Origin of the sequence: Sanguibacter sp. HDW7, assembly GCF_011300875.1 — a bacterium.
Taxonomy (GTDB): domain Bacteria; phylum Actinomycetota; class Actinomycetes; order Actinomycetales; family Cellulomonadaceae; genus Flavimobilis.
The window spans coordinates 2694234-2717123 of sequence record NZ_CP049862.1 but is presented as its reverse complement, the minus strand read 5'-3'; the positions used below and the strand labels follow the sequence as shown (position 1 = coordinate 2717123).

The 22890-nt window shown below is 71.7% G+C and carries 24 protein-coding genes; 23 read left to right on the top strand and 1 reads right to left on the bottom strand.

Annotated elements, in window-relative coordinates; all coding sequences use genetic code 11:
- Positions 1-10: 10 nt before the first annotated feature.
- Together G7063_RS12270 and G7063_RS12265 are read left to right on the top strand one after the other, a co-directional pair.
- Complete coding sequence (locus G7063_RS12270; RefSeq protein WP_166414644.1) at positions 11-511, top strand: flagellar hook assembly protein FlgD; 501 nt, start codon at positions 11-13, stop codon at positions 509-511.
- Positions 512-536: 25 nt separating this feature from the next.
- Entirely contained in the window at positions 537-1712 is a 1176-nt protein-coding gene (locus tag G7063_RS12265; protein WP_166414643.1) for a flagellar hook protein FlgE, read from the top strand.
- A gap of 305 nt (positions 1713-2017) precedes the next feature.
- On the opposite strand, the gene G7063_RS12260 is transcribed toward G7063_RS12265, so the two are convergent.
- Positions 2018-3646, bottom strand: coding sequence for a methyl-accepting chemotaxis protein (locus G7063_RS12260; protein WP_166414642.1), 1629 nt, complete (start codon positions 3644-3646; stop codon positions 2018-2020).
- A gap of 193 nt (positions 3647-3839) precedes the next feature.
- Here G7063_RS12260 and G7063_RS12255 point away from each other — a divergent pair, with 193 nt between their 5' ends.
- From G7063_RS12255 to G7063_RS12155, 21 genes are all read left to right on the top strand, one after another.
- Complete coding sequence (locus G7063_RS12255) at positions 3840-4109, top strand: flagellar FlbD family protein (protein ID WP_166415357.1); 270 nt, start codon at positions 3840-3842, stop codon at positions 4107-4109.
- Positions 4109-4876 carry a motility protein A gene (locus G7063_RS12250; RefSeq protein ID WP_166414641.1) on the top strand — a complete coding sequence of 256 codons (768 nt, stop codon included), beginning with the start codon at positions 4109-4111 and terminating at the stop codon, positions 4874-4876. The genes G7063_RS12255 and G7063_RS12250 overlap by 1 nt, the downstream gene beginning before the upstream one ends.
- Positions 4873-5739: a flagellar motor protein MotB gene (locus G7063_RS12245; RefSeq protein ID WP_240916074.1), complete on the top strand. Its 867-nt coding sequence runs from the start codon at positions 4873-4875 to the stop codon at positions 5737-5739. The genes G7063_RS12250 and G7063_RS12245 overlap by 4 nt, the downstream gene beginning before the upstream one ends.
- Position 5740: 1 nt before the next feature.
- A complete protein-coding gene (locus G7063_RS12240; RefSeq protein WP_166414640.1) occupies positions 5741-6256 on the top strand; it encodes a flagellar basal body-associated FliL family protein in 516 nt (171 codons plus the stop codon).
- 45 nt (positions 6257-6301) lie between these two features.
- Complete coding sequence (locus G7063_RS12235; protein ID WP_255454222.1) at positions 6302-7249, top strand: flagellar motor switch protein FliM; 948 nt, start codon at positions 6302-6304, stop codon at positions 7247-7249.
- The gene (gene fliN, locus G7063_RS12230; RefSeq protein WP_166414638.1) at positions 7246-7947 is read left to right on the top strand and encodes a flagellar motor switch protein FliN; all 702 of its coding nucleotides are present in this window, start codon (positions 7246-7248) and stop codon (positions 7945-7947) included. Before G7063_RS12235 ends, fliN begins: the two co-directional genes overlap by 4 nt.
- Entirely contained in the window at positions 7947-8480 is a 534-nt protein-coding gene (locus G7063_RS12225) for a flagellar biosynthetic protein FliO (protein WP_166414637.1), read from the top strand. Before fliN ends, G7063_RS12225 begins: the two co-directional genes overlap by 1 nt.
- Positions 8477-9373, top strand: coding sequence for a flagellar type III secretion system pore protein FliP (gene fliP, locus G7063_RS12220; protein ID WP_240916073.1), 897 nt, complete (start codon positions 8477-8479; stop codon positions 9371-9373). Before G7063_RS12225 ends, fliP begins: the two co-directional genes overlap by 4 nt.
- On the top strand, positions 9370-9642 hold the full coding sequence (fliQ, locus tag G7063_RS12215) for a flagellar biosynthesis protein FliQ (protein ID WP_166414636.1): 273 nt from the start codon (positions 9370-9372) through the stop codon (positions 9640-9642). Before fliP ends, fliQ begins: the two co-directional genes overlap by 4 nt.
- A gap of 5 nt (positions 9643-9647) precedes the next feature.
- Positions 9648-10412, top strand: a complete 765-nt coding sequence (locus tag G7063_RS12210) for a flagellar biosynthetic protein FliR (RefSeq protein ID WP_166414635.1) — start codon at positions 9648-9650, stop codon at positions 10410-10412.
- Positions 10412-11659, top strand: coding sequence for a flagellar biosynthesis protein FlhB (locus G7063_RS12205; RefSeq protein ID WP_166414634.1), 1248 nt, complete (start codon positions 10412-10414; stop codon positions 11657-11659). The genes G7063_RS12210 and G7063_RS12205 overlap by 1 nt, the downstream gene beginning before the upstream one ends.
- Positions 11656-13707: a flagellar biosynthesis protein FlhA gene (gene flhA / locus G7063_RS12200; RefSeq protein ID WP_166414633.1), complete on the top strand. Its 2052-nt coding sequence runs from the start codon at positions 11656-11658 to the stop codon at positions 13705-13707. Before G7063_RS12205 ends, flhA begins: the two co-directional genes overlap by 4 nt.
- The gene (locus tag G7063_RS12195; protein WP_166414632.1) at positions 13685-14899 is read left to right on the top strand and encodes a hypothetical protein; all 1215 of its coding nucleotides are present in this window, start codon (positions 13685-13687) and stop codon (positions 14897-14899) included. Before flhA ends, G7063_RS12195 begins: the two co-directional genes overlap by 23 nt.
- A 74-nt stretch (positions 14900-14973) precedes the next feature.
- The gene (gene csrA / locus G7063_RS12190; RefSeq protein ID WP_166414631.1) at positions 14974-15213 is read left to right on the top strand and encodes a carbon storage regulator CsrA; all 240 of its coding nucleotides are present in this window, start codon (positions 14974-14976) and stop codon (positions 15211-15213) included.
- 127 nt (positions 15214-15340) lie between these two features.
- Positions 15341-17686 carry a chemotaxis protein CheA gene (locus G7063_RS12185; RefSeq protein ID WP_166414630.1) on the top strand — a complete coding sequence of 782 codons (2346 nt, stop codon included), beginning with the start codon at positions 15341-15343 and terminating at the stop codon, positions 17684-17686.
- Positions 17683-18126: a chemotaxis protein CheW gene (locus tag G7063_RS12180; RefSeq protein ID WP_166414629.1), complete on the top strand. Its 444-nt coding sequence runs from the start codon at positions 17683-17685 to the stop codon at positions 18124-18126. Before G7063_RS12185 ends, G7063_RS12180 begins: the two co-directional genes overlap by 4 nt.
- Positions 18123-19925 (top strand): methyl-accepting chemotaxis protein, encoded by a 1803-nt coding sequence (locus tag G7063_RS12175; RefSeq protein WP_166414628.1) that lies wholly within the window; start codon positions 18123-18125, stop codon positions 19923-19925. Before G7063_RS12180 ends, G7063_RS12175 begins: the two co-directional genes overlap by 4 nt.
- A 119-nt stretch (positions 19926-20044) precedes the next feature.
- Complete coding sequence (locus tag G7063_RS12170) at positions 20045-21217, top strand: chemotaxis response regulator protein-glutamate methylesterase (protein ID WP_240916071.1); 1173 nt, start codon at positions 20045-20047, stop codon at positions 21215-21217.
- Positions 21214-22035: a protein-glutamate O-methyltransferase CheR gene (locus G7063_RS12165; RefSeq protein WP_166414626.1), complete on the top strand. Its 822-nt coding sequence runs from the start codon at positions 21214-21216 to the stop codon at positions 22033-22035. The genes G7063_RS12170 and G7063_RS12165 overlap by 4 nt, the downstream gene beginning before the upstream one ends.
- Positions 22032-22412, top strand: a complete 381-nt coding sequence (locus G7063_RS12160) for a response regulator (protein ID WP_166414625.1) — start codon at positions 22032-22034, stop codon at positions 22410-22412. Before G7063_RS12165 ends, G7063_RS12160 begins: the two co-directional genes overlap by 4 nt.
- Complete coding sequence (locus G7063_RS12155; RefSeq protein ID WP_166414624.1) at positions 22409-22876, top strand: chemotaxis protein CheX; 468 nt, start codon at positions 22409-22411, stop codon at positions 22874-22876. The genes G7063_RS12160 and G7063_RS12155 overlap by 4 nt, the downstream gene beginning before the upstream one ends.
- Positions 22877-22890: the final 14 nt, after the last annotated feature.

The window sequence follows — 22890 nt, the reverse complement described above, 5'->3', positions numbered from 1 at the left end:
AGGACACGTCATGACAGATGCAGTGACCGCTGCCGGAGGCACGTCGATCTACTCGGGCGTGAACCCGTCGACCGCGAAGAACGAGCTTGACGGGGAGTCGTTCCTCAAGCTGCTCGTCGCCCAGCTGCGGTACCAGGATCCGTCGTCCCCCATGGATACGAACCAGATGATGGCGCAGACCTCGCAGCTCGCGTCGGTCGAGCAGCTCACGCAGCTCGGCAGGACGTCGCTCGAGTCGTTCGCGCTCCAGATGCGCGCGACCGCGACCGCGTTCGTCGGCCAGCACGTCTCCTACACCGACGCCGAGGGGAACACCCGGACCGGGTACGCCTCCGGAGTCTCCTTCGCCGGCCCCGTGCCGACGGTCCGCGTCGGGGACACCGACGTCACGCTCGACGCGATCTCCGGGATCCTCCCGCCTCCCGAGCCCGAGAAGCCCGACTCCACGCAGGACCCGGCCGAAGCGGCCGACCCCGGCGCCACCCCGACCCCCGACAGCTCCGCGGCCTGACGGCCCCCACCCCAAGGACACCACCATGCTGCGCTCTCTCTTCTCCGGCATCTCCGGGCTCCGCTCGCACCAGACCATGCTCGACGTCACGGGCAACAACATCGCCAACGCCAACACCGTCGGCTTCAAGACCTCGCAGGTCCAGTTCCAGGACACGCTCTCGCAGGTCCTGCAGAACGCGGGCTCACCGCAGGCCGGGCAGGGCGGCTCGAACCCCGCCCAGGTCGGTCTCGGTGTGCGCGTCGCCGCGATCACGACGAACTTCCAGCAGGGTGCGTCGCAGACGACGAACCGCTCGACGGACATGATGATCTCGGGCGACGGCTTCTTCGTCGTCGAGCGCGCGGGTCAGCAGTACTACACGCGCAACGGCTCGTTCGAGCTCGACGCGCTCGGCCAGATCGTCACGGCCGACGGCTCGCTCGTCCAGGGCTGGACGGCCGCGGCCGACGGCACGGTCGACGTGGGCGGTCCGGTCGGTGACCTGCGTCTGCCGATGACGACGCTCGTCGGCGCGAGCGCGACGACCGAGGTGAAGTTCGGCGGCAACCTGCCGGACGACGCGGCGCTCGGCACGATCCTCACTCGCGACGTCGAGGTGTACGACGGCGTCGGCACGGCCTCGACGCTCGCCGTGACCTACACGCGGACCGCGGCCGGCTGGGACGTCTCCGCGTCCGACGGCGTCAACACGGCGACCGGCGCGATGACGTTCGGCCCCGACGGCCTCCTCACGGGCGGCGGCACGATGACCGTCGGTGCGCGCACCGTCGACCTCTCGGGCGTCACAGGCTACGCGGCCCTCACGACGGTCGAGGCGACCGGCCGTGACGGTGCGCGCGCCGGGGCGCTGCAGTCTTTCGCGATCAACCCCGACGGCACGATCATGGGTGCGTTCTCGAACGGCACGAAGCAGGCGGTCGGCCGCATCTCGATCGCGTCCTTCGCGAACCCGGTCGGCCTCGAGAAGGCTGGTGGCTCGACCTACACGACGTCCGTCAACTCGGGTGACGCCCAGATCGGCGTCGCGGGCCAGGGTGGCCGCGGCAACCTCATGGGTGGCGCGCTCGAGATGTCGAACGTCGACCTCTCGCAGGAGTTCACGAACCTCATCATCGCGCAGCGTGGCTTCCAGGCGAGCTCGCGCGTCATCACGACGAGCGACGAGCTGCTCTCCGAGCTCGTCAACCTCAAGCGCTGAGCCACGCGCTGATGCGCTGACGCGGGGCGTGGCGCCCCGCGTCCCCGAGGGCCCGTGCGGCCGGCCACCCAGGTGGCCGCCCGCCCGGGCCCTCGGTCGTTCCCGGACTCGTCCCCGACGGGCGCACCCCCAGCGAGGGTTTGACGCTCTCCCCCATTCGATCGGGGGCAGAGCGTCAATCCGTCGGGAAGGGATGGGGAGGGCGCTTGTCCGTGGGGTCGCAGCGGGGAAGGTGGGGACAGCACAGGACCGGGCGCCCGGCTGCGGGGAGAGCAGCTGGTCGCCCGGTCCCGTGGGGGAGAGCTTCAGAAGCTGAAGACGGAGACCTTCGAACGCAGGTCCGCGGCGAGGCGCGCAAGCTCGTCGACCGCGGAGCCCGTCTGTGTGACGACGTCGCTCGTCGACGCCGACGCCGTCGCGACGCCCGTGATCGACCGTGCGATCTCGGACGAGCCCGTCGCGGCCTCGGTGACGGAGCGCGACATCTCGTTCGTCGTCGCCGTCTGCTCCTCGACCGCCGAGGCGATCGTCATCTGGTAGTCGTTGATCTGCCCGACGATGTGCGTGATCTCGCCGATCGCGGTGACGGCGCCGTCGGTGTCGGCCTGGATGGCCTCGACCCGACGAGCGATGTCCTCGGTGGCGCGCGCCGTCTCCTGGGCGAGCTCCTTGACCTCGCCGGCGACGACGGCGAAGCCCTTGCCTGCCTCGCCGGCGCGGGCGGCCTCGATGGTCGCGTTGAGCGCGAGGAGGTTGGTCTGCTCGGCGATCGAGGTGATAGCGCGGACGACCGCGCCGATCTCCTGCGAGGACGCGCCCAGGCGGGCGATCGTCTCGGAGGTCGTCGCGGCCTGCGACGTCGCGGTGGCGGCGACCGACGCGGCCTCGGCGGCGTTCTGCGCGATCTCACGGATCGACGCGCTCATCTGCTCGGCGCCCGCGGCGACCGTCTGGACGTCGCGCGAGACCTGCTCGGCGGCAGCGGCGACGACGCCGGCGCGGGCCGACGTCTCCTCGGCGCCGGACGTGATCTGCGCGTTGCCCGCAGCGAGCTCCTCGGCGGACGCGGAGACGGTCGTCGAGGACTCGGCGACGCCCGCGATGACGTCGCGCAGCGTGGCCTGCGCCTCGTTGAGCGCGATCGACATCTGGCCGACCTCGTCGCGGCTGCGGATGGGGACGTCGGTCGAGAGGTCGCCCCGGGCGACGCGCTGCAGCGCGTCGCGGACGCGGATGATGGGGCGCGCGATCGCCCCGGCGATGTAGAACGCGCACGTGAGGCCCAGGACGATGAGGATGACGGAGAGGGCGACGAGGAGGACCGTCGTCGACGTCGCCTTGCCGTGAGCCTCGTCGAGAGAGGTCTCGATCGCGCCATCGAGGTCGGCCTTGATGCCGTCGAGCGCGACGATCGCCGCATCGCCCGTGGTCGCCCCCTCGGTCGACTGCAGGGCCTGGAAGGTCTCGTCGCCGCCGGCGAGGGCGGCGGGAACCATCTTGTCGACGGCGACCGCGCCGTACGCGCGCCACGCGTCGTAGAACGCGCCCGCCGAGACGAGCTCCTGGCCGGTGACGCGCCTGAAGTACTCCTCGTACGACGCCTGCGACGCGGCGACCTCGGCGTAGACGCTGTCGATCTCGGCCTTCACCGCGCCGCGCTGCGCCTCCGGGACCGCACCGATCTCGAGGACCGCCGCGCGGGTACGCCAGACGTTGCTCTGCAAGAGCCGGAGCGACTCGCTCATCTCGGCGGTACCCCGGCCCACTGACGAGGTGAGCGTCGCGAGGCTCTGGAGCTGGACCGAGGCGAACGTCGCGACGACGGTGGCGGCGAGGCTGAGGAAGATCGCGAGCACGAGGATCTTCGAGCGGATGCGCAGGTCGGCAAGTCGCCATCGTCTCGTGTCCGTGGTCGCTGCGGTGGTCGTGGTCATCGTGGGGGATCTCCTGTGAGTCGTCGGGAGAGCGCGGTGCACCACCCGTCTGCCGCTCCCATCGGCTGGGTACCGCCATCGATGAGGCACGGTCCGTGGCGTTCCCCAACCCCTCATGGACCCCACGGGCGGTCCGATGGGAAGCATGAGGGTCCACGGAAGGACCCGTTCACACCAAGGACCGGTGAGCAGGATGATCGTCGTCACACGCCTTCACGGGGGACGTTTTGCCGTCAACCCCGACCTCGTCCAGCGTGTCGAGACGACTCCCGACACGGTCATCACACTGGTCGACGGCACCAAGTACATCGTGAGCGAGACGCTCGAGGAGCTCGTCGACGCGATGACCGACGCACGGGCCCGCGTCATCGCCCGAGCCCAGGCCATGACAGACGAGGAGCCTGCGCCCGCGGGGCGCCAGACGCTCTCGGTGGTCCCCTCGTCGCCGCAGGAGGCCCGCTGATGGATCCGGCAACCGCTCTGGGACTGATCGTCGGCTTCGGTGGCGTCCTCGCGATGATCTTCCTCGAGGGCGCGTCGCCGATGAGCATCATGCTCCCGGCCCCGATGGTCCTCGTGTTCGTCGGCACGTTCGGCGCCGCGATGGCCGGCGGTCCGATGCGTGACTTCGTCGGCGCGCTCAAGGCGCTGCCGCGGGCGTTCTCCGCGAAGGTCCCCTCGCCCGACGCGTCGATCGCGTCGATCGTCTCCCTCGCGGAGCGTGCCCGACGTGAAGGCCTGCTCGCGCTCGAGGGCTCGGCCCGCGACCTCGACGACCCCTTCCTCAAGGAGGGTCTGCGTGCCGCGATCGACGGGACGGATCCTGAGGACCTCCGGGTCATCCTCGAGGACCGGATCTCGGCGAAGCGCGCAGCCGACCGCGTCTCCTCGAAGATCTTCCAGGACATGGGGGGCTACGCCCCGACGATCGGCATCGTCGGCACGGTCGTCTCGCTCGTCCACGTGCTCGAGAACCTCTCGCAGCCCGAGCAGCTGGGCCACATGATCGCAGCGGCGTTCGTCGCGACCCTCTGGGGCATCGCGTCGGCCAACCTCATGTGGCTGCCGATCTCCAACAAGCTCCGCCGGCTCTCGGACCTCGAGTGCGCACAGATGGAGCTCGTCGTCGAAGGGCTCCTCTCGGTGCAGTCGGGTGCCAACCCGCGCCTCGTCGGTGAACGGCTCCGGTCGCTCCTGCCGCCCGGCCAGCAGCTCAAGGACGCGGCGTGAGCGCGCCCCGCCGCCGGCGTCGCGAGGAGCCGGAGGAGCACGTCAACCACGAGCGTTGGCTCGTCAGCTACTCGGACATGATGACCGTCCTCATGGCACTGTTCCTCGTCATGTACGCGATCGGTCAGGTCGACGCGGGCAAGTTCGAGGCGTTGAAGTCCTCGTTGTCGCGCGGCTTCGGGCACACGGGGGACGTCGTGCTCGTCGGCGGGACGGGCGTCATGGACGCGACGAGCGACCTCGTGGGCGTGCCGGACATCGGGTCGACGCTCACGGGGCTCGGCGACCAGGTCGCCAACGACGGCGGTGACAAGGGCCCGACGCAGGCCGAGATCGAGGCCGCGAAGGGCGAGCTCGCCGACCTCACGGGGCTGCGCGACGAGATCGCGCGTGCCCTCGGTGCGAAGGGCCACGCGGGCGCGGTCGAGTTCCGCGTGACGGCCGAGGGCCTCGTCATCGGCATGGTGACGGAGGACGTGTTCTTCACGCCGGGCTCGGACCGGATCGCGGGCGAGTTCGGCGAGGTCATCGACGCGATCGGCGGGCCGCTCGCGAAGAGCGGCTTCGAGCTGAAGATCGAGGGGCACGCGGACACCGTGCCTGCCGGGTCGCGGTTCGAGACGAACTGGGACCTGTCGGCGGCCCGGGCGACCGCCGTCCTGCGACGGCTCGTCGAGCACCGTGGCGTCGCCCCGGCACACGTCTCCGCTGTCGGCTACGGCGAGGCACGACCGCTCGTCGCGGGCCAGGACTCCGAGGCGCTCGCGACGAACCGTCGTGTCGACATCGTCGTGCTGAGCGCACAGCCCGAGCGGGTGCGCGAGCTCCTGCCGCAGATCACGTACGAGAAGGAAGGGGCCTGACGTGGCCGTCGTGGAGCAGCGGGTCGTGGGTGCAGGGCGCCAGAGGGTCGGTGCCGGGCGTGGAGCGCCCCCCGAGCCGGAGCCGGAGGAGACCGGGTCGGGCTCGGGCAGGAGGTCGAGGCTCAAGCTCGTCGCGACCGTCGCGGCCGCGGCCGTCCTGGTGATCGCCCTGGCCGTCTATCTCGTCGTGGTGCGCCCGGAGGCCGCGGCACGCAAGGCGGCGGCGCCGCCCGAGCCGGGCGCGATCGTCCAGCTCGAGCCGATGAACGTCAACCTCGCGGCGGGCAAGTACCTGCGGGTGGGGCTGGGGCTGCAGCTCACGGACGAGGCAGGCGCTGAGTTCGACGTCACGCGCGCCAAGGATGCGGTCATCACGCTGCTCACGGGGCGCAAGGTCGACGAGGTCGTGACGCCCGAGGGGCGTGAGGCTGTCCGGGAGGCTCTTGAGGAGCAGCTCGGCGCTGCGTACGACGGCGACGTCATGGGCGTGTACTTCACGGACTTCGTCACGCAATGACGGACGTCTGACCTGCGGCGGCGTACGTCGCGCCGCGAAACGCTCATGCCTTCACCCGGTGGGCCGATCTTGGCCTGCGTGACAGACGAACCACCCCGGGTCGCTCCGCCGACCGTCGAGCCCTACGACTTCAGGCGTCCCATGACGCTCGCACGCGAGTACTCACGTGCGATCGAGATGGCCGCGGAGACCTTCGCGCGCCAGTGGGGCACCCTGCTGACGTCGCGCCTGCGCGTCGTCACGGGCATCCAGCTCGACTCCGTGCACATGGTGTCGTACGACGACTACATCGGCAGCCTCGACGACCCGACGCTCATGGTCGTCGGGAAGCTCGCGGGCTCGCACGCGCCTCTCGTCGTGCAGGTGCCGCTCGAGCTGTCGCTCCTGTGGATCGACCTCATGCTCGCCGGGCCCGGCCTCCACGGTGCGGTGCCGGCGCGCGAGCACACGGAGATCGAGTCGGAGCTGCTGACGAAGGTGCTGCAGACGGCGCTCGGTGACCTGCGGTACGCGTTCGCGTCCGTCGCGCCGCTCGACGCGGCGATCTCCCAGCTCCAGTACAGCCCGCAGTTCGCACAGCTCGTGCCGGCCGCGGAGCCCGTCGTGCGCATCGCCTACACGGTGGCCCTCGACGGTCACGAGTGGACGGCGACGGTCATGACCCCCGCCGAGCACCTCATCGACGCGCTGCGTGCGACGGAGGGCTCGGGCCGCGGCCGCAGCGAGTCCGACGACGTCCGTGAGGCTCGTCGTCGTGTCAACGCGCACGTCCACGAGGTCCCGCTCGAGATCGCCGTGCGGCTCCGGTCGCTGCCGGTCCGCCCCCGTGAGCTCGTCGAGCTCGCGGTAGGGGACCTCGTCATGCTCACGCATCCGTCGTCACGCCCGCTCGACGTGGTTGTCGACGACAAGGTCCTGGCCCACGCGGTGGTCGGTGCCCACGGCCGGCAGCTCGCGTGCCAGGTCGTCAACTTCGAGGAGGACGAACGATGACATCCCAGACCGACAGCGCCGCACTGGCGCTCCCCGCCGCCCTGGCCCTCGCCGCCGCGCTGCCGACGGACGTCCCGCTGGGCGTGCGTGCACGCTCGGTCGACGACGTCGTCCCGGCGGGTGCCGGCGTCAGTGCGAAGGTCGTGGGCGCCGCCGGTGCCACGCTCACGCTCGTCGTGGGAACGGCGGTCGATGCGGCGCTCGAGAGCGCAGGCGGGTCCGTCGTCGACGTCGTTCGGCCGGCGCTCGAGGCTGCGGCGCTCTCGCTGCGGGAGGGCGTGGTCTCCGAGCTGCGTGATGTGGCGTCGACCGAGGCGGCGTTCGCGGTCGAGGGGACCGAGGTCTTCGCGCTCACCGAGGGCGAGGCGGTCGTCGGCTGGTTCGCAGTGCGTGTCGCTCCGGCTGCGGCGCGGACGCCCGGGCGTCCGGCGCAGCAGGGGCCGACCGCGGCCGCGCTACGCATGCTCTACGACGTCGAGATGACGCTCACGGCCGAGATCGGCAGGGCGAAGCTCCCGGTCCGACAGGTTCTCGACCTCGTGCCGGGCTCGGTCATCGAGCTCGACCGGGTCGCGGGAGCTCCTGCGGACCTCATGGTCAACGGTCACCTCGTGGCGCGCGGCGAGGTCGTCGTCGTCGACGAGGACTACGGCCTGCGCATCACGGAGATCGTCGACCTCGCGCACGCGGGGCTCTGATGGAGCTCGTCGTCCCTCTGCTGCGGACCGTGGTCGCGGTCGCCGCGATCGTCGGGCTCCTGTGGTGGGCCGGGCGACGGCTCTCGGGCCGTGCGCCGTCGGGCGCGGGCCTCGCGGGCTCGGGCCTCGGCGGCCCGGGCCTGGCATCTCGTCCGCGACAGGCAGCCAGCAGGGGTGCCGGCCTGGGATCGGTGCTCGCGGCGGTGAGGGCGAGGCTCGGTGAGCGCCGTCCTGCGCCCGAGCGTGCGCTGCGCGTCGTCGAGCGCGCGACCCTGTCACCGCGCGCGAGCGTCGCGCTCGTCGAGCTCGGAGGTCGACGCCTGCTGCTCGGCGTGGGGGAGCAGGGCATCACGGTGCTCGACCGTTCCGTCGTGCCGGCGGCGTCCGCCTCCGCAGACGGGGACGAGCCCGACGATGCCCCCGCGCACGACGCGACGGCCGAGCCGTCGTGCGTCGACCTGGACTTCGAGGCGATCCTCCAGGAGAGCCTCGCGACGACCGAGGGCGCGCCGGGGCGCGCTGAGAACCGGTGAGCGTCCGCGCCGGGCGACGTCTTCACGCGGCCCTGCGCGCCGCGGTCGTCGTCGCGATGGCGTTCGTCGTCACCGTCGGCGTGGGGCTTGCGATGTCGTCACCGGCCGAGGCCGGCCCGGTCGTGCCCCAGCACGTGGCGGCCGTCCAGCAGGTCGCCACGACGACGGCGGCAGAGCTGCCGGCCGCTCCGTTGCCCGCAGCTCCCGACGATGCGGACGACGACGGCGAGGGCACCGTCTCGATCTACATCGACGGCGAGAGGTCGAAGCCGTCGACGTCCCTGCTCGTCCTGCTCGGCACGACCGTCCTGTCGGTCGCACCCGCGATCCTTCTCATGATGACGAGCTTCACGAAGATCTTCGTCGTGCTCGGCCTCACCCGGAACGCGCTGGGCCTCACGACCGTCCCTCCGAACCAGGTGCTCGCGGGGCTCGCACTGTTCCTCTCGCTCTTCGTCATGCAGCCCGTCCTCGGGCAGATCAACGAGACGGCGCTGCAGCCGTACCTCGACGGCTCGATCGACCTCGGTGGCGCCGTCGAGGCGGCGACCGGACCGCTGCGCGAGTTCATGCTCGGTCTCACGCGCGAGGACGACATCGCCCTCATGACGCGCGCGGGCAATCTTGAGAACCCGGCGAGCCCGCAGGACGTCCCGATGCTCACGCTCATCCCGGCGTTCATGCTCTCAGAGCTGCGGGCCGCGTTCATCATCGGCGTCGTCATCTTCGTGCCGTTCCTCGTCGTCGACCTCGTCGTCTCGTCCGCCCTCATGAGCATGGGCATGATGATGCTCCCGCCCGTGATGATCTCGCTGCCGTTCAAGCTGCTGCTCTTCGTCCTCGTCGACGGCTGGTCGCTCATCATCACGTCGCTCGTCGGGACGTACACATGAGCCCGAACGCGGTCCTCGACGTCGCGCTCAGCGCGATGGTGATCGCCGCGAAGCTTGCGGCGCCGATCCTCATCACTGCGCTCGTCGTCGGGTTCGCCGTCTCGCTCCTGCAGTCGATCACGCAGGTGCAGGAGGTCACGCTGTCGTTCGTGCCGAAGGCGATCGCTGTCGCGGTCGCGCTGCTCGTCGCGGGGCACTGGATGATCGCGGAGCTCGTCGCGTTCACGCAGGAGCTCTTCGCCCGAATCCCGACGCTCCTCGGGGGCTGAGCCTCATGGAGGTGTCGTTCGCGCTCGCCACGGTCGAGACGGTCGCGCTCGCGTCCGTCCGCATCGTCGCATTCCTCGTCCTCGCTCCGCCCTTCTCGCACCGGGCCGTGCCGGCCCGCGTGCGCGCGATGCTGTCGGTGGGGCTCGCGCTCGCGGTGCTGCCGCGGCTCGAGGAGCCGACGACGACGGAGATGAGCGCGTTCCTCGGCGCTCTCGTCGTCCAGGTGCTCGTGGGCGCGGCGCTCGGCTTCGTCACGTACGCGCTCGTCGCGGCCGTCGCGGCGGCGGGCTCGTTCATCGACTTCTTCGGCGGCTTCCAGATCGCGCAGGCGTACGACCCGCAGTCGATGGTCATGGGTGCGCAGTTCACGCGGCTCTTCCAGATGCTCGCGGTCGTCCTCATGTTCGTCACGGGCGCCTACCAGGTGACGCTCGCGGGGCTCGCCGCGAGCTTCGACGTCGTGCCGCTCCACGGCGGGCTCGACCTCGGCCCGGTCGCGGGCGAGATCGCGGCCGTCGCAGGCCGCATGTTCCTCGTCGCGCTGCAGGTCGCTGGACCCCTCGTCGTCGTGCTGTTCCTCGCGGACGCGGCCCTCGGCCTCATCACGCGCGTCGCGCCGGCGCTCAACGCGTTCGTCCTCGGCTTCCCGCTGAAGATCCTCCTCACGCTCCTGCTCGTGCCGTTCGTCATGCTCGCGCTGCCGCACCTCGTCGAGAGGCTCGCGGACGACTCGGTGCTGTCGTTCGGCCGGCTCCTGGGGGCGGGGTAGTGGCCGACGCGCCCGGGGGCGGGGAGAAGACCGAGAAGGCCACCCCGCAACGGATGAAGAAGCTCCGCAAGGACGGGGCCCTCCAGCGCAGCCAGGACCTCTCGGCGTGGCTAGGCGTGGGTGCCGCCGCGATCATGCTGCCGGGCGTCGTCGCCTCGGGCCGGGCAGCCGGCGAGGCACAGCTCGCGACGCTCGACGACGTCATCTCCGACCCGTCCCCCGAGCGTGCGCTCGCGGCCCTCACGGACGGACTGGGCTCGGTGCTCGGCACGCTCACGCCCGTCCTCGTCGTCGTCGTGCTCGCGGCCGTCGTCGCGAACGTCGCGCAGGGCGGCCTGCACGTCTCGACGAAGAAGCTCAAGCCGTCGTTCAAGCAGCTCAACGTCGTCCAGGGTCTCAAGCGGGTCTTCTCCGTGCAGTCCCTGTGGCAGGGCCTCAAGGCTCTCCTCAAGACGGTCGTGGTCGGGCTCGTCCTGTGGCAGGCAGTCGGATCGATCGTCCCGCAGCTCACGGCGGCGGGCGGCCACTCGCTCATGTCGCTCCTCGGGATCGCGGGAGGTGCGGTGCGGGCGCTCGTCGTCGGCGCCGTCGCGGCCGGGCTCGGGCTCGCCGTGCTCGACCTCGTCGTCGTCGTGCGCAAGAACCGCAAGCAGTCGCGCATGTCGAGGCAGGAGATCAAGGAGGAGCACAAGCAGTCGGAAGGCGACCCCCTCCTCAAGGGGCAGATCCGTTCGCGGCAGCTTGCGATGAGCCGCAACCGCATGATCGCGGACGTCGCGGGGGCGGACGTCGTCGTCGTCAACCCGACGCACGTCGCGGTCGCGCTGCGCTACGAGCCCGGCACGGGTGCGCCGCGACTCGTCGCGGCCGGCAAGGGTGCGCTCGCCGCGCGCATCCGTGAGGCGGGGGAGTCGCACCGCGTGCCGCTCGTGCACGACGTGCCTCTCGCACGCGTGATCTACGCGTCGTGCCGCGTCGGCGAGGAGATCCCGACGGAGCTCTTCACGGCCGTCGCGCAGGTGCTCGCGTTCGTCATGGCGCTCAAGCAGCGTGGCGCGGGCCAGGGCCACCACACGATGCCGAAGACCACCGCGGTCCCTGCGATGTCGCGGGCGGACCGCCTGCGGTCGCGGCGCGAGGGGCAGCGTCGTGCCCGTGAGCCGCGAACCTCTCAACCCTCGCCGCCGCCGGCCGATGGGGCTTCCGTCAGCCGCGCCACCGACGATCCCCAGGAGTCCGTGCGATGAAGAAGGTGGGACCCCTCGCCGTGCCCGTGGGGATCGTCGGCATCGTCCTCATGCTCGTCGTGCCGCTGCCCGCGGCGCTCATCGACGTGCTCATCGTCGTGAACATCGCGGGGTCGCTCATGATCCTGCTCATCAGCATGTACGTGAAGAAGCCGCTGGACTTCTCGATCTTCCCGTCGATCATCCTCGTCGCGACGCTGTTCAGACTGGGTCTCAACGTCGCCTCGACGCGCCTCGTGCTGCGCGACGGCTATGCGGGCGAGGTCATCAGCGCGTTCGGTCACTTCGTCATCGGTGGTTCGCTCGTCATCGGCATGGTGATCTTCCTCATCCTCGTCGTCATCCAGTTCGTCGTCATCACGAACGGTGCGGGGCGTGTGGCGGAGGTCGGGGCGCGCTTCACGCTCGATGCGATGCCGGGCAAGCAGATGGCGATCGACGCCGACCTCAACGCTGGTCTCATCACGGAGGACGAGGCGCGACGCCGTCGTGCGGAGGTGTCGGCCGAGGCCGACTTCCACGGTGCGATGGACGGTGGCTCGAAGTTCGTCAAGGGCGACGCGATCGCGGGCATCATCATCACGGTCATCAACCTCGTCGGCGGCTTCGCGATCGGCATGGCCCAGCGAGGAATGAGCGCGGGCGAGGCTCTCGAGACATACTCGCTGCTGACGATCGGCGACGGTCTCGTCACGCAGATCCCGGCGCTGCTGCTGTCGGTGTCGACCGGCCTCATCGTCACTCGTTCCGCGAGCGACTCCGACCTCGGGACGGCGACGGGCGCGCAGCTCTCGCAGTCGAGCACCGCGATGCTCATCGCGGGCAGCGCGTCGATCGGCCTCGCTCTCCTGCCGGGCATGCCGAAGCTGCCGTTCCTCGGCGTCGGCATCGTCCTCGTCCTCGCGAGCCGGCGCATCCGGGGTCGTGACGCCGCGCGTGAGGCCGCGGCCGAGCTCGAGGCGGGGGCCGGCCAGGCCGAGCCGCAGCGCGACGCGACCGAGCAGATCCTCGAGGAGATGCGTGTGCACGCGCTCGAGGTACGTCTCGCGCCCGACCTCGTCGACCTCGTGCGTCCGGGGGCGAGCGACGACCTGCTCGGCCGGATCCGCTCGTTGCGCCGGTCGATCGCTCTCGACCTCGGAATCGTCGTGCCGCCTGTGCGGACGCGCGACTCGGTCGAGCTGCCGCCGGCGACGTACTCGGTGCTCGTCGCGGGCGTCGAGGTCGGGACGGGCGTCCTTCCGCCCGGGCGTGTCCTTGCGCTCGGTGACGATCTGGGCTCGCTCCCGGGCGAGCCGGTCCGTGAGCCCGTGTTCGGGCTCGACGGCCGTTGGGTGCCGACCGAGTCGCGGTTCTCCGCGGAGATGATGGGGGCCACGGTGGTGGACCGGGTCTCGGTCCTCGCGACGCACCTCTCGGACATCGTCGTCCAGCACGCGGACCGGCTGCTCACGCGCGAGGACGTGCGCGTCCTCACGGAGAGCCTCAAGCAGGTCAGCCCGGCGGTCGTCGACGAGCTCGTGCCGGGCCTGCTTCCGCTCGGCGAGGTCCAGCGCGTCCTCGCAGGCCTGCTCGTTGAGGGCGTCTCGGTGCGGGACCTCGGCAGGATCTTCGAGGCGCTGACGACGCGGGCTCGCGTCTCGACGGACCCCGAGGGGCTCGTCGAGGCGGCGCGGCGTGCTCTGGCGCCGGCGATCACGGCGCAGCGCACCGTGCAGGGTGTCGTGCCGGTCCTCACGATCGAGCCGGTGCTCGAGCACGGGCTGCTCGAGGCGCTGCGGGCGGGCGAGGGCGGCACGCAGATCGCGTTCGACCCGGACCGGCTCGCGGCGTTCTGCGAGCGGGTGCGAGACCTGCGCGTGGCGGGGGCGGCCCAGGGCCGGGAGCCCGTGCTCGTGTGCGCGCCCGCGCTGCGCCCGGCGCTGTCGCGCCTCGTGCGTTCGCAGCTGGGCGACGTCCCTGTCATGTCGTACGCCGAGGTGACGGGCACGGTGCAGCGGATCGAGCCTGTCGGGGTGGTGAACGATGTCCCGGCGGTTGCTGCTTGAGGGCCCTGATCTCGATGCGCTCGTCGCGCGGGCGCGGCGTGAGCACGGGCCGCGCGCGAAGGTCGTGCAGGCGGAGCGGGTGCGCTCGGGCGGTGTCGGCGGGTTCTTCGCCAAGGAGTATTTCGAGGTGCTCGTCGATGTCCCGGACGACGACGGCCTCGTCCCCGGCGCGTCGGCTGTCGGGCCCTCGTCCCTCGAGGACCTCCTCGACGCCGCGGACGCGGCAGAGGCGCGCGCCGCGGGCGTGGACGCCCCGCCGTCGGCCGGGCTCTCGACGGACGGATCGGACTTCGCCGAGGTGCTCGACCGGGTGCGTGCGCTCGTCGCGGCGCAGGGCGTCGCGCCGTCGGCGGACGTGCCCGCTGTGCGTCCGCGCGCGCTGCGTGCGGTGCCTGACGATCTGGAGCAGCCGGACGCGCTCGCGGCCGTGCGCGTGCCCGCACCGTCGCGTCTCGTGCAGCGCCCCGTGGTCGCGCCTCGCTCCGGGGTGACGGTGCCCGAGCTGCTCGAGGTCGGCGTGCCCTCGGAGGTCGTGGCCGCGGCGCTCGGTCACGTGCCGCCGTCGCCGGGGGTGCGGGTCGCGCTGTCCTCCGTGCTCGTGCACGTCGAGAAGGCTCCTGCGGTCGTGCGGCCCGACGGGGGCGTGATCGTCGTCGTCGGCGAATCTGGCGTCGTGACGGCCGTCGCGGAGCAGGTCGCGCGACGTGCGGGCGTCGCCCCGTCGCGCATCGTCCTCGCGGGCGACCACGACCGTGCGGGCTTCCCGGCTGAGGGCGGCCCGGGCGCCGACGCGCCGAACGACCAGATCAGGCTCGTGGACGTCGAGGACGCCGCGCTTCTCGCGGAGCGGCTCGCTGTCTCGCACGTCGCGGTCGTCGTCGCGCTCGCGGTGCCGGCGCACCGGGCGGGGCGCGAGCGTGCGGTCGCGATGCTCGACGTGCTGCGCCCAGTGCAGCTGTGGGCGGCTGTCGACGTCGGTCGGTCGTCGGTCGAGACGCGCCGTTGGCTCGCGCTCGTCCGGGACCACCGGACGGTCGACGCGCTCGGCGTCGTCGGCGTCGAGGGGTCCTCCGCCCCCGCTCACGTGCTCTCGCTCGGGGTTCCCGTGGGGATGCTCGACGGTCTTGCGGCGTCCGCACCGGTGTGGGCGGCGACCCTGGCGGAGCGTCTCGACGACGCGGTCTGGGACTGACCCGACGGCGAGAGGCCGGATCGAGAGGTGCCGTCGCTGACAGGGTGAGGGCGTTCCTGGGTTAGCCTCTCACCATGCTGGTGCTGAGTCGCAAGGTCGGTGAGAGTGTGCTCATCGGTGACGACATCGTCGTGACGGTGGTCGAGCTGCGCGGAGACGCGGTGCGCCTCGGCATCGACGCCCCCCGGTCGACGAGGGTGCACCGTGCGGAGGTTGCTGTCGCGGTGTCGGACGCGAACGCGGCCGCGAGCGCGGTCGACGTGAGCGACGACGACGTGCGCGACATCTTCGGCGGGCTGCAGCGTCCGGAGTAGCGTCCCGCCGGTGTGTACGACGGCGGGTGCGAGGAGGTGCGCGACGCCTCATGGAGGCTCTCCTGCGTCCGATGGTGGTGGTTGACGGTCGTTCCGGCCGTGCGTGCAGCCCCGCCGAAGGAGTGCCATGGAAGGCATCGACGAGATCGTCCGAGAGTTCCTCATCGAGAGCACCGAGAACCTCGACCAGCTCGACCGGGACCTTGTCGCGCTGGAGTCCGACCCCGGATCGCGCGAGCTGCTCGGCTCGATCTTCCGGACGATCCACACGATCAAGGGCACGAGCGGCTTCCTGTCGTTCCATGCGCTCGAGTCGGTGACGCACGTCGGCGAGTCGCTCCTCGTCGAGCTGCGTGGGGGCGAGCGTCAGATGGACCAGCCGACGACGGACGTGCTGCTCGAGATGGTCGACACGGTGCGGGCGATCCTCGAGCGCATCGAGGAGTCGAGCCTCGAGGACGGCGTCGAGACCGAGGCCGTCGTCGCGCGGATCCAGCGGATGCTCGACGGCGTCGCGGAGCCTGTCGACGCGAGCGAGCCCGCCGTCGCGGCGGAGCGGGTCGACGCGGTGGTCCCCGAGGACGTGGCCGAGCCGGTCGAGGAGCTCGTGGCCGTCGCCGCGGCCCCGACGCAGGCCGCGGTCTCCGTCGCCACCGCAACCCCTGTCGTCGGAGCGTCCCGGGTCGCCCCGCGCTCGCGCGGCGCGCGCGCGGACGTGCACGCGGCCACGACCACGGTCGCCCAGCCCCCGGCCCAGGTCGCAGGCGGTGCGACGCGCTCGGCGAGCGTCGAGACGTCGATCCGTGTCGACGTCGAGCTGCTCGACGAGCTCATGCGGCAGGTGGGCGAGCTCGTCATCGTGCGCAACCAGATCGCGCAGAACACGGGCCGGGACACGGACCCGGAGCTCCTGCGCTCGGCGCAGCGCCTCTCGACGATCGCGACCGAGCTGCAGGAGGGCGTCATGAAGACGCGCATGCAGCCGATCGAGCACGTGTGGTCGAAGATGCCGCGCGTCGTGCGCGACCTCGCGAACGGGGCAGGCAAGCAGGTCGACCTTGAGATGGTCGGTGGCGAGACGGAGCTCGACCGGTCGCTCCTCGAGGCTGTCAAGGACCCGCTCACGCACCTCGTGCGCAACGCGGTCGACCACGGCATCGAGACGCCCGAGCAGCGCGAGGCTGCGGGCAAGCCCCGTCCGGGCCGCCTCGTCATGCGTGCCTACCACGCGGGCGGTCAGGTCGTCGTGGAGGTGAGGGACGACGGTCGTGGGATCGACCCGGAGAAGGTTGCGGCGAAGGCCCTCCAGCGTGGCCTGCGCACGGTCGAGCAGCTCGACGCGATGAGCGTCTCGGAGCTGCAGTCCCTCGTCTTCCTGCCGGGCTTCTCGACCGCGGAGACCGTGACGAACGTGTCGGGCCGCGGCGTCGGCATGGATGTCGTCCGCGCGAACCTCGAGGAGATCGGCGGTCAGGTCGACGTCGAGTCCGAGGTCGGCACGGGTACCGTGTGGCGGTTGCGGATCCCGTTGACGCTCGCGATCATGCCGGCGCTCACGGTCGTCTCAGGCACCGAGATCTACGCGATCCCGCAGGTGAGCCTTCTCGAGCTCGTCGCGCTTGACACGGCCCGCACGGTGGGCTCGATCGAGCACGTCGGTGCGTCGGAGGTCTACCGGCTGCGCGGCGAGCTGCTGCCGCTCGTGCGGCTGCGCGACGTGCTGCGCACGCCCGGCGACGCTGGCTCCTCGATGGTCATCGCGGTGCTGCGTGCCGACAACCTGCGCTTTGGCCTCGTGGTCGACCGCGTTCTCAACACCGAGGAGATCGTCGTCAAGCCGCTCGCCTCGCAGCTGCGCGCCGCGGCGACGTACGCGGGGGCGACGCTCATGGGCAACGGACGTGTCGCGCTCATCCTCGACGTCCAGGCGATCGCGCGCCGGTCGCTCGTCGCGGACCTCGTCGAACAGGTCGGCACGGTCGTATCCGCGGCCGTGACGACGACGTCGACGCGGGACCTCCTCGTCGTCGCGCTCGACGAGAACCGCCGGGCGGCGATCCCGCTCGACGCGGTGACGCGCCTCGAGCAGATCGACCCGTCGCGCATCGAGGTCGCGGGCCACCGTGAGGTGCTGCGCTATCGCGGCGCAATCCTGCCGGTGCTACGCCTGTCGTCCGTGCTCGGAGCTGAGCCGGCGGGAGAGGGGCCGCTCGACGTCGTCGTCTTCACGCGTGGCGCGCGATCAGTCGCGATGGTCGTCGGGGCGATCGTCGAGATCGTCGCGGACACCTCCGAAGAGCGGCGGGTGGCCGACACGCACGGCATCGTCGAGCTCGTGTCGCTCGGCGGCCGTGTCACGGAGCTCGTCGACCTCCCCGTCGTCCTCGGCTCGGCCGATCCCGGCTACTTCTCCGACCCTCTTCCCGTCGACGGAGACGTCGACGCCGACTCGCTCATGGCGGTGGCCTCGTGACGACCCAGCTCGTGACCTTCGAGATCGACGGCGCGACGTACGGCGTGCCTGTCTCTCTCGTGCAGGAGACGCTCGGCCACCAGCCGCGCACGCTCGTGCCGCTCGCGCAGCCCGGTGTCGCCGGGCTCGTCAACCTGCGTGGTCAGGTCGTCCTCACGGTTGACCTGCGCCCGATGCTCGGGCTCGTACCGCTCGGGCCGGGCGCCGAGGCGATGATGGTCGTCGTCAAGGTCGACGGTGAGGCGGTGAGCCTCCTCGTCGACGCGGTGGGCGAGGTGCTCGACGTTGACGACGCGACGTACGAGGCCGTCCCGGAGACGCTTGGTGCGGCGATGCGTGCGCTCGTCGTCGGCGTGCACAAGCTCGACGGGAAGCTGCTGCTCCTGCTCGACGTCGTCGCTGCGCTCGCGCTGCAGCCTGCCGACGAGCTGGTGTCGTGACGCGCCCGCGTGCGTCCCTCGCACCTCTGCTGTCCCGGCTGGACCCGCGTGCACCGGCCCGGCTCGTGCGGCAGCGTGTGCGTCGTCCGGGCCCGGCCGGTGACGTGGCTCCCGCAGGCGCCGCGTCCGCGGACGCGGAGCCCGCGCACGTGCTCTCCGACGAACAGCCCGTGTCCGCGCACGGGTCACCCGTCCCTGCAGGGACGGCGATCCTGCCGGACGCACCCGTCGTCGCCCTGACACGGCTGACGCTCCGCGGCCAGATGGTCGCGCTCGTCGTGGTGGCAGCACTGTGCCTCGCGGCGCTCGGGTTCACGGGTATCGCACAGGTGACCGCGCTCTCGGACGCGACGAAGGATCTCGCTCGCACGAGCTCGCAGGTCGCGATGCCCGTGGCGCGGTTGCGTGCGCAGGCCGAGAGGTCGAGCGCGCTCATCGCGCAGGCGTCGGCGACGTCGAACGTCCTGACCCTCTACGGGCTCCTCGACGAGCTCAACAAGAACGACGTCGTCGTCGCGGAGTCGGTCTCTGCGCTCCAGGAGGTCCTCGATCCCGCCGTCCTCGGCCCGGTCGCGGACGCCGTCGGGCGCACGAGCGAGGTGCGGGCCGAGCTCATGGAGCTGCTCGGGAGCGGCAGCACGGACTTCGGACCGCACTACCAGGGCGAGTACGTGCCGCTCGTCGCGACGCTCGGCACGGAGCTCGACGCGCTCGAGAGCCTCATGGACTCCCGTCTCGAGGAGTCCGTGACCGCCGCGTCGGCGACGGTGCGGCGCGCTCTCGTCGTCGTGCTCGTCGTGCTGCTTGCCGGGTTCGCCGGGACAGCGCTCGTCGCGTTGCGCGTGACGCGGCGCATCCGCCGCGACGTCGGCGACCTCCAGCGCTCGATCGAGTCGATCGCCGAGGGCGACCTCACGCGGGGGCCGCGCGTCACGACGCGTGACGAGCTGGGCCGGGCCGCGGACGCGCTCAACACGGCGCGTGCGTCGCTCGGGCAGCTCCTCGCGGGGGTCCGGGAGACGACGGACCTCGTCATCGAGGGCGCGGGCAGGGTCGAGACCGGTACGGCCCAGGCCGGCTCGGCGGCGGCGAGCGCGTCGGAGCAGGCGGGCACGGTCGCGGGCGAGGCGGGCGAGGTGCGCTCCTCGGTCGTCACCGCGGCCGAGGGTACCGAGCAGCTCGGCGTCTCGATCCGGGAGATCGCGCGCAGCGCCTCGGAGGCTGCGCAGATGGCGTCGGCCGCGGGGGACGTCACGAGCTCGACGGTCGCGACGGTGCTCGAGCTCGAGCGTGCGAGCGAGGAGATCGGTGAGGTGGTGGGCGCGATCACGCGCATCGCCAAGCAGACGAACCTCCTGGCGCTCAACGCGACGATCGAGGCGGCGCGTGCCGGTGCGGCGGGCCGCGGGTTCGCGGTCGTCGCCGACGAGGTCAAGGAGCTCTCGCTCGTCACGGAGCGCCAGGCGCAGGACATCGGCGACCGCGTCGGCGCGATCCAGGCGGGCACGGCGCAGACCGTGCGGCGCATCGAGGAGGTGCGCGACATGGTCGCGCGCATCAGCGACATGCAGACGACGATCGCGTCGGCGGTCGAGGAGCAGACGGCGACGAGCGCGGAGCTCGGCGGCTCGGTGGGCCGGGCGTCCACGGGCGCCGACAGGATCGCGGAGGCGATCGCCTCGGTCGCGGAGGCTACGCGCATGTCGAGCGCGGTCGCGCAGGAGCTGCGGCCCGAGGCCGAGCACCTCGCGGGCGCGGCACGCGGCCTGCGGGAGCGGGTCGACGCGTTCGTCTTCTGACCCGGGGTCGCGGACCGCTCACGACGGGCGGTCCGCGACCGATGGGCAGGGCGTGGGGCTGCGTGCCCCGGGTGCGCCGTCCGGTGCGTCCAGGTCGTGAGGTAGGGAGGAGGTGCGTCGTGCCGATACGGGTTCTTGTCGTCGACGACTCCGTCGTCATCCGCAGGCTCCTCGTCCAGGCTCTCGAGTCCGAGACGGACGTCGAGGTCGTGGGGACCGCCTCTGATGGTGCCCGCGCGCTCCTCAAGGCGGAGCAGCTGCGCCCGGACGCCATCACGATGGACATCGAGATGCCGGAGATGGACGGCGTGACGGCCGTCCGTGAGCTGCGCCGCCGCGGTGTGCGTGTGCCGATCGTCATGTTCTCGACGCTCACGGCCCGTGGCGCGTCGTCGACGCTCGACGCGCTCGCGGCGGGCGCGAGCGACTATGTGACGAAGCCTTCGAACGTCGGGTCGCTCGCGGAGGCGCTCTCGCGGGTCGCGGGCGAGCTCGTGCCCAAGCTGCGTGCTCTCGTGGGGCGTGGAACGCGCCCCACGGCACTTGCGCCCGCCGGGGCACGCCCCGCCCTGGGCGCGGCCCCGGCCCGTGCGACGGTTCCTGCCCCCGCCCCTGCCCCGGCCCTCGGGGGTCTGCGCGGGGTCTCGGTGCGACGCACCCCGGCCGTCCTGCCGCCAGCGCCGACGCACCCGGTGCGTGCGGTCGTCGTGGGTTCGTCGACAGGTGGTCCCGAGGCGCTCTCGCGCGTGGTCGGCGGGCTGCGTCGTCCGCTGCCCGTGCCGATGATCGTCACGCAGCACATGCCTCCGCTCTTCACGGCGCAGCTCGCGCTGCGCCTCGACCGGCTCGGCCCGTCAACCGTCGTCGAGGCGTCCGACGGCGACGTCCTGCGACCGGGTCACGTGTACGTCGCACCGGGCGACTTCCACCTCGAGCTCGCGGGGACGGCGACCGCGGCGCGCATCGTGCTCACGCAGAGCCCGCCCGTGAACTTCTGCCGGCCGAGCGTCGACGTCATGGTGCGGTCCGCGCTCTCGGTTCTGGGCCCGCACCTGCTCGGCGTCGTGCTCACGGGCATGGGGCAGGACGGCGCTGCAGCCGCCGCCGAGCTCGTCGAGGCGGGTGGCACGATGATCTCGCAGGACGAGGCGACGTCCGTCGTCTGGGGGATGCCCGGTGCGGTCGCTGCCGCGGGCTCGACGCACCGGATCCTGCCGCTCGACGTGGTCGCGGACGCGATCATGTCCAGGTGTGCCGACTCCGGCGCCTTCACGGTGGGAGGCGCGTCATGACGCTCACCCTCGACTCGTTCGAGTTCGTCGCCGATCTCGTGCGGCGGCGCTCGGCCATCAGCCTGGGCCCGGGCAAGGAGTACCTCGTCGAGTCTCGTCTCGCGCCGCTCGCGCGCGAGCGGGGGGACGATGTCGAGGGCTTCGTGCGCCGGCTGCGCCAGGGGAGCGACCTCGGGCTGCAGGAGGCGGTGGTCGAGGCGATGACGACCAACGAGACGTCGTGGTTCCGTGACCACCAGCCGTTCGACGCGCTGCGCTCGATGATCGTGCCGATGCTCCTCGAGGGGCGGGTCGTGCCGCGCCTCGACGTGTGGTCGGCGGCGTGCTCGACGGGTCAGGAGCCGTACTCGATCGTCATGATGCTCGACGAGCTGCTGCCTGAGCACGCGCTGGTCAACGTCACGGCGACGGACCTGTCGAACGAGGTGCTCGACAAGGCGCGTTCGGGCTCGTACACGCAGCTCGAGGTCAACCGCGGTCTGCCGGCCCCGTACCTCGTCAAGCACTTCCGGCGCGAGGGCGCGGCCTGGACGATCGACGCGCGGATGCGCCAGCGCGTGCGGTTCCTGCGGCACAACCTGCTCGACGCGCCTCCCGCGGGCGGGCCGTTCGACGTCGTGTTCCTGCGCAACGTCCTCATCTATTTCGACCTCCCGGTCAAGCAGCAGATCCTGCGCCGCATGGCGCAGGTGATGCGACCCGGAGGGTTCCTCGTCCTCGGCGCCGCCGAGACGACAGTCGGCGTCGACGACGCGTGGGAACGCGTCCCGGTCGGCCGCACGTCCGTGTACCGCCTGGGCCCAGGGAGGACCTCATGAAGGCGTTGGTGATCGACGACTCGCGCACGATGCGCAGGATCGTCGCGGGGGTGGTGCGCGATCTCGGGTTCGAGGTCGTCGAGGCTGCTGACGGTCAGGAGGCGCTCGCGCGCATGGAGGACTCCGGTCCTGTCGCGCTGTGCTGCATCGACTGGAACATGCCCGTGATGAACGGCCTGGAGTTCGTCCAGGCTGTCCGGGCGCGCCGCGAGTGGCGCGAGACGACGCTCATGATGGTGACGACCGAGTCGGAGCACGGGCAGATCGTCAAGGCTCTCGCCGCGGGTGCGCACGAGTACGTCATCAAGCCGTTCAGCCCGGACGCGATCCGGGACAAGCTCGACTGGCTCGGGCTGCTGCCGCAGGAGGTGTCATGACGGTCATCGACGCTGCGGCGGCGACGCCGGAGACGGTCGTCGCGATCGCGCAGGACGTGTTCGCTGCGCTCGTGGACGACGGTGAGGTCCTCGTGCACGAGGGCGCGACCCCGGACGGATGGACGGACCCGGTCTCGGCCTGGGTCGATATGCGGTCGGAAGGGGTCCCGGGCGCTGTGCGCACGGGTGTCGTCGCGGAGCGCGGGGACGTCGAGGCGCTCGTGCGTGCGCTGCTGCGCGAGCCGGACGACGCCGTCGTGTCCCACGAGGACGTCGTCGACGCGTTCGGCGAGATCGCGAACGTCGTCGGAGGGAATGTGAAGGCCCTGCTGCCGGCGCTCGCGACGCTCTCGCTGCCGCAGGTCGCCGAGGGGCAGGTCGCTGCCGAGGGCGTGCTCGTCGTGCGGGTCCCGCTCGTGTGGCGTGGTCGCGTGGTGGTCGTCTCGCTCGCTCACGTCGCGTGAGCTGCGAGACCGGA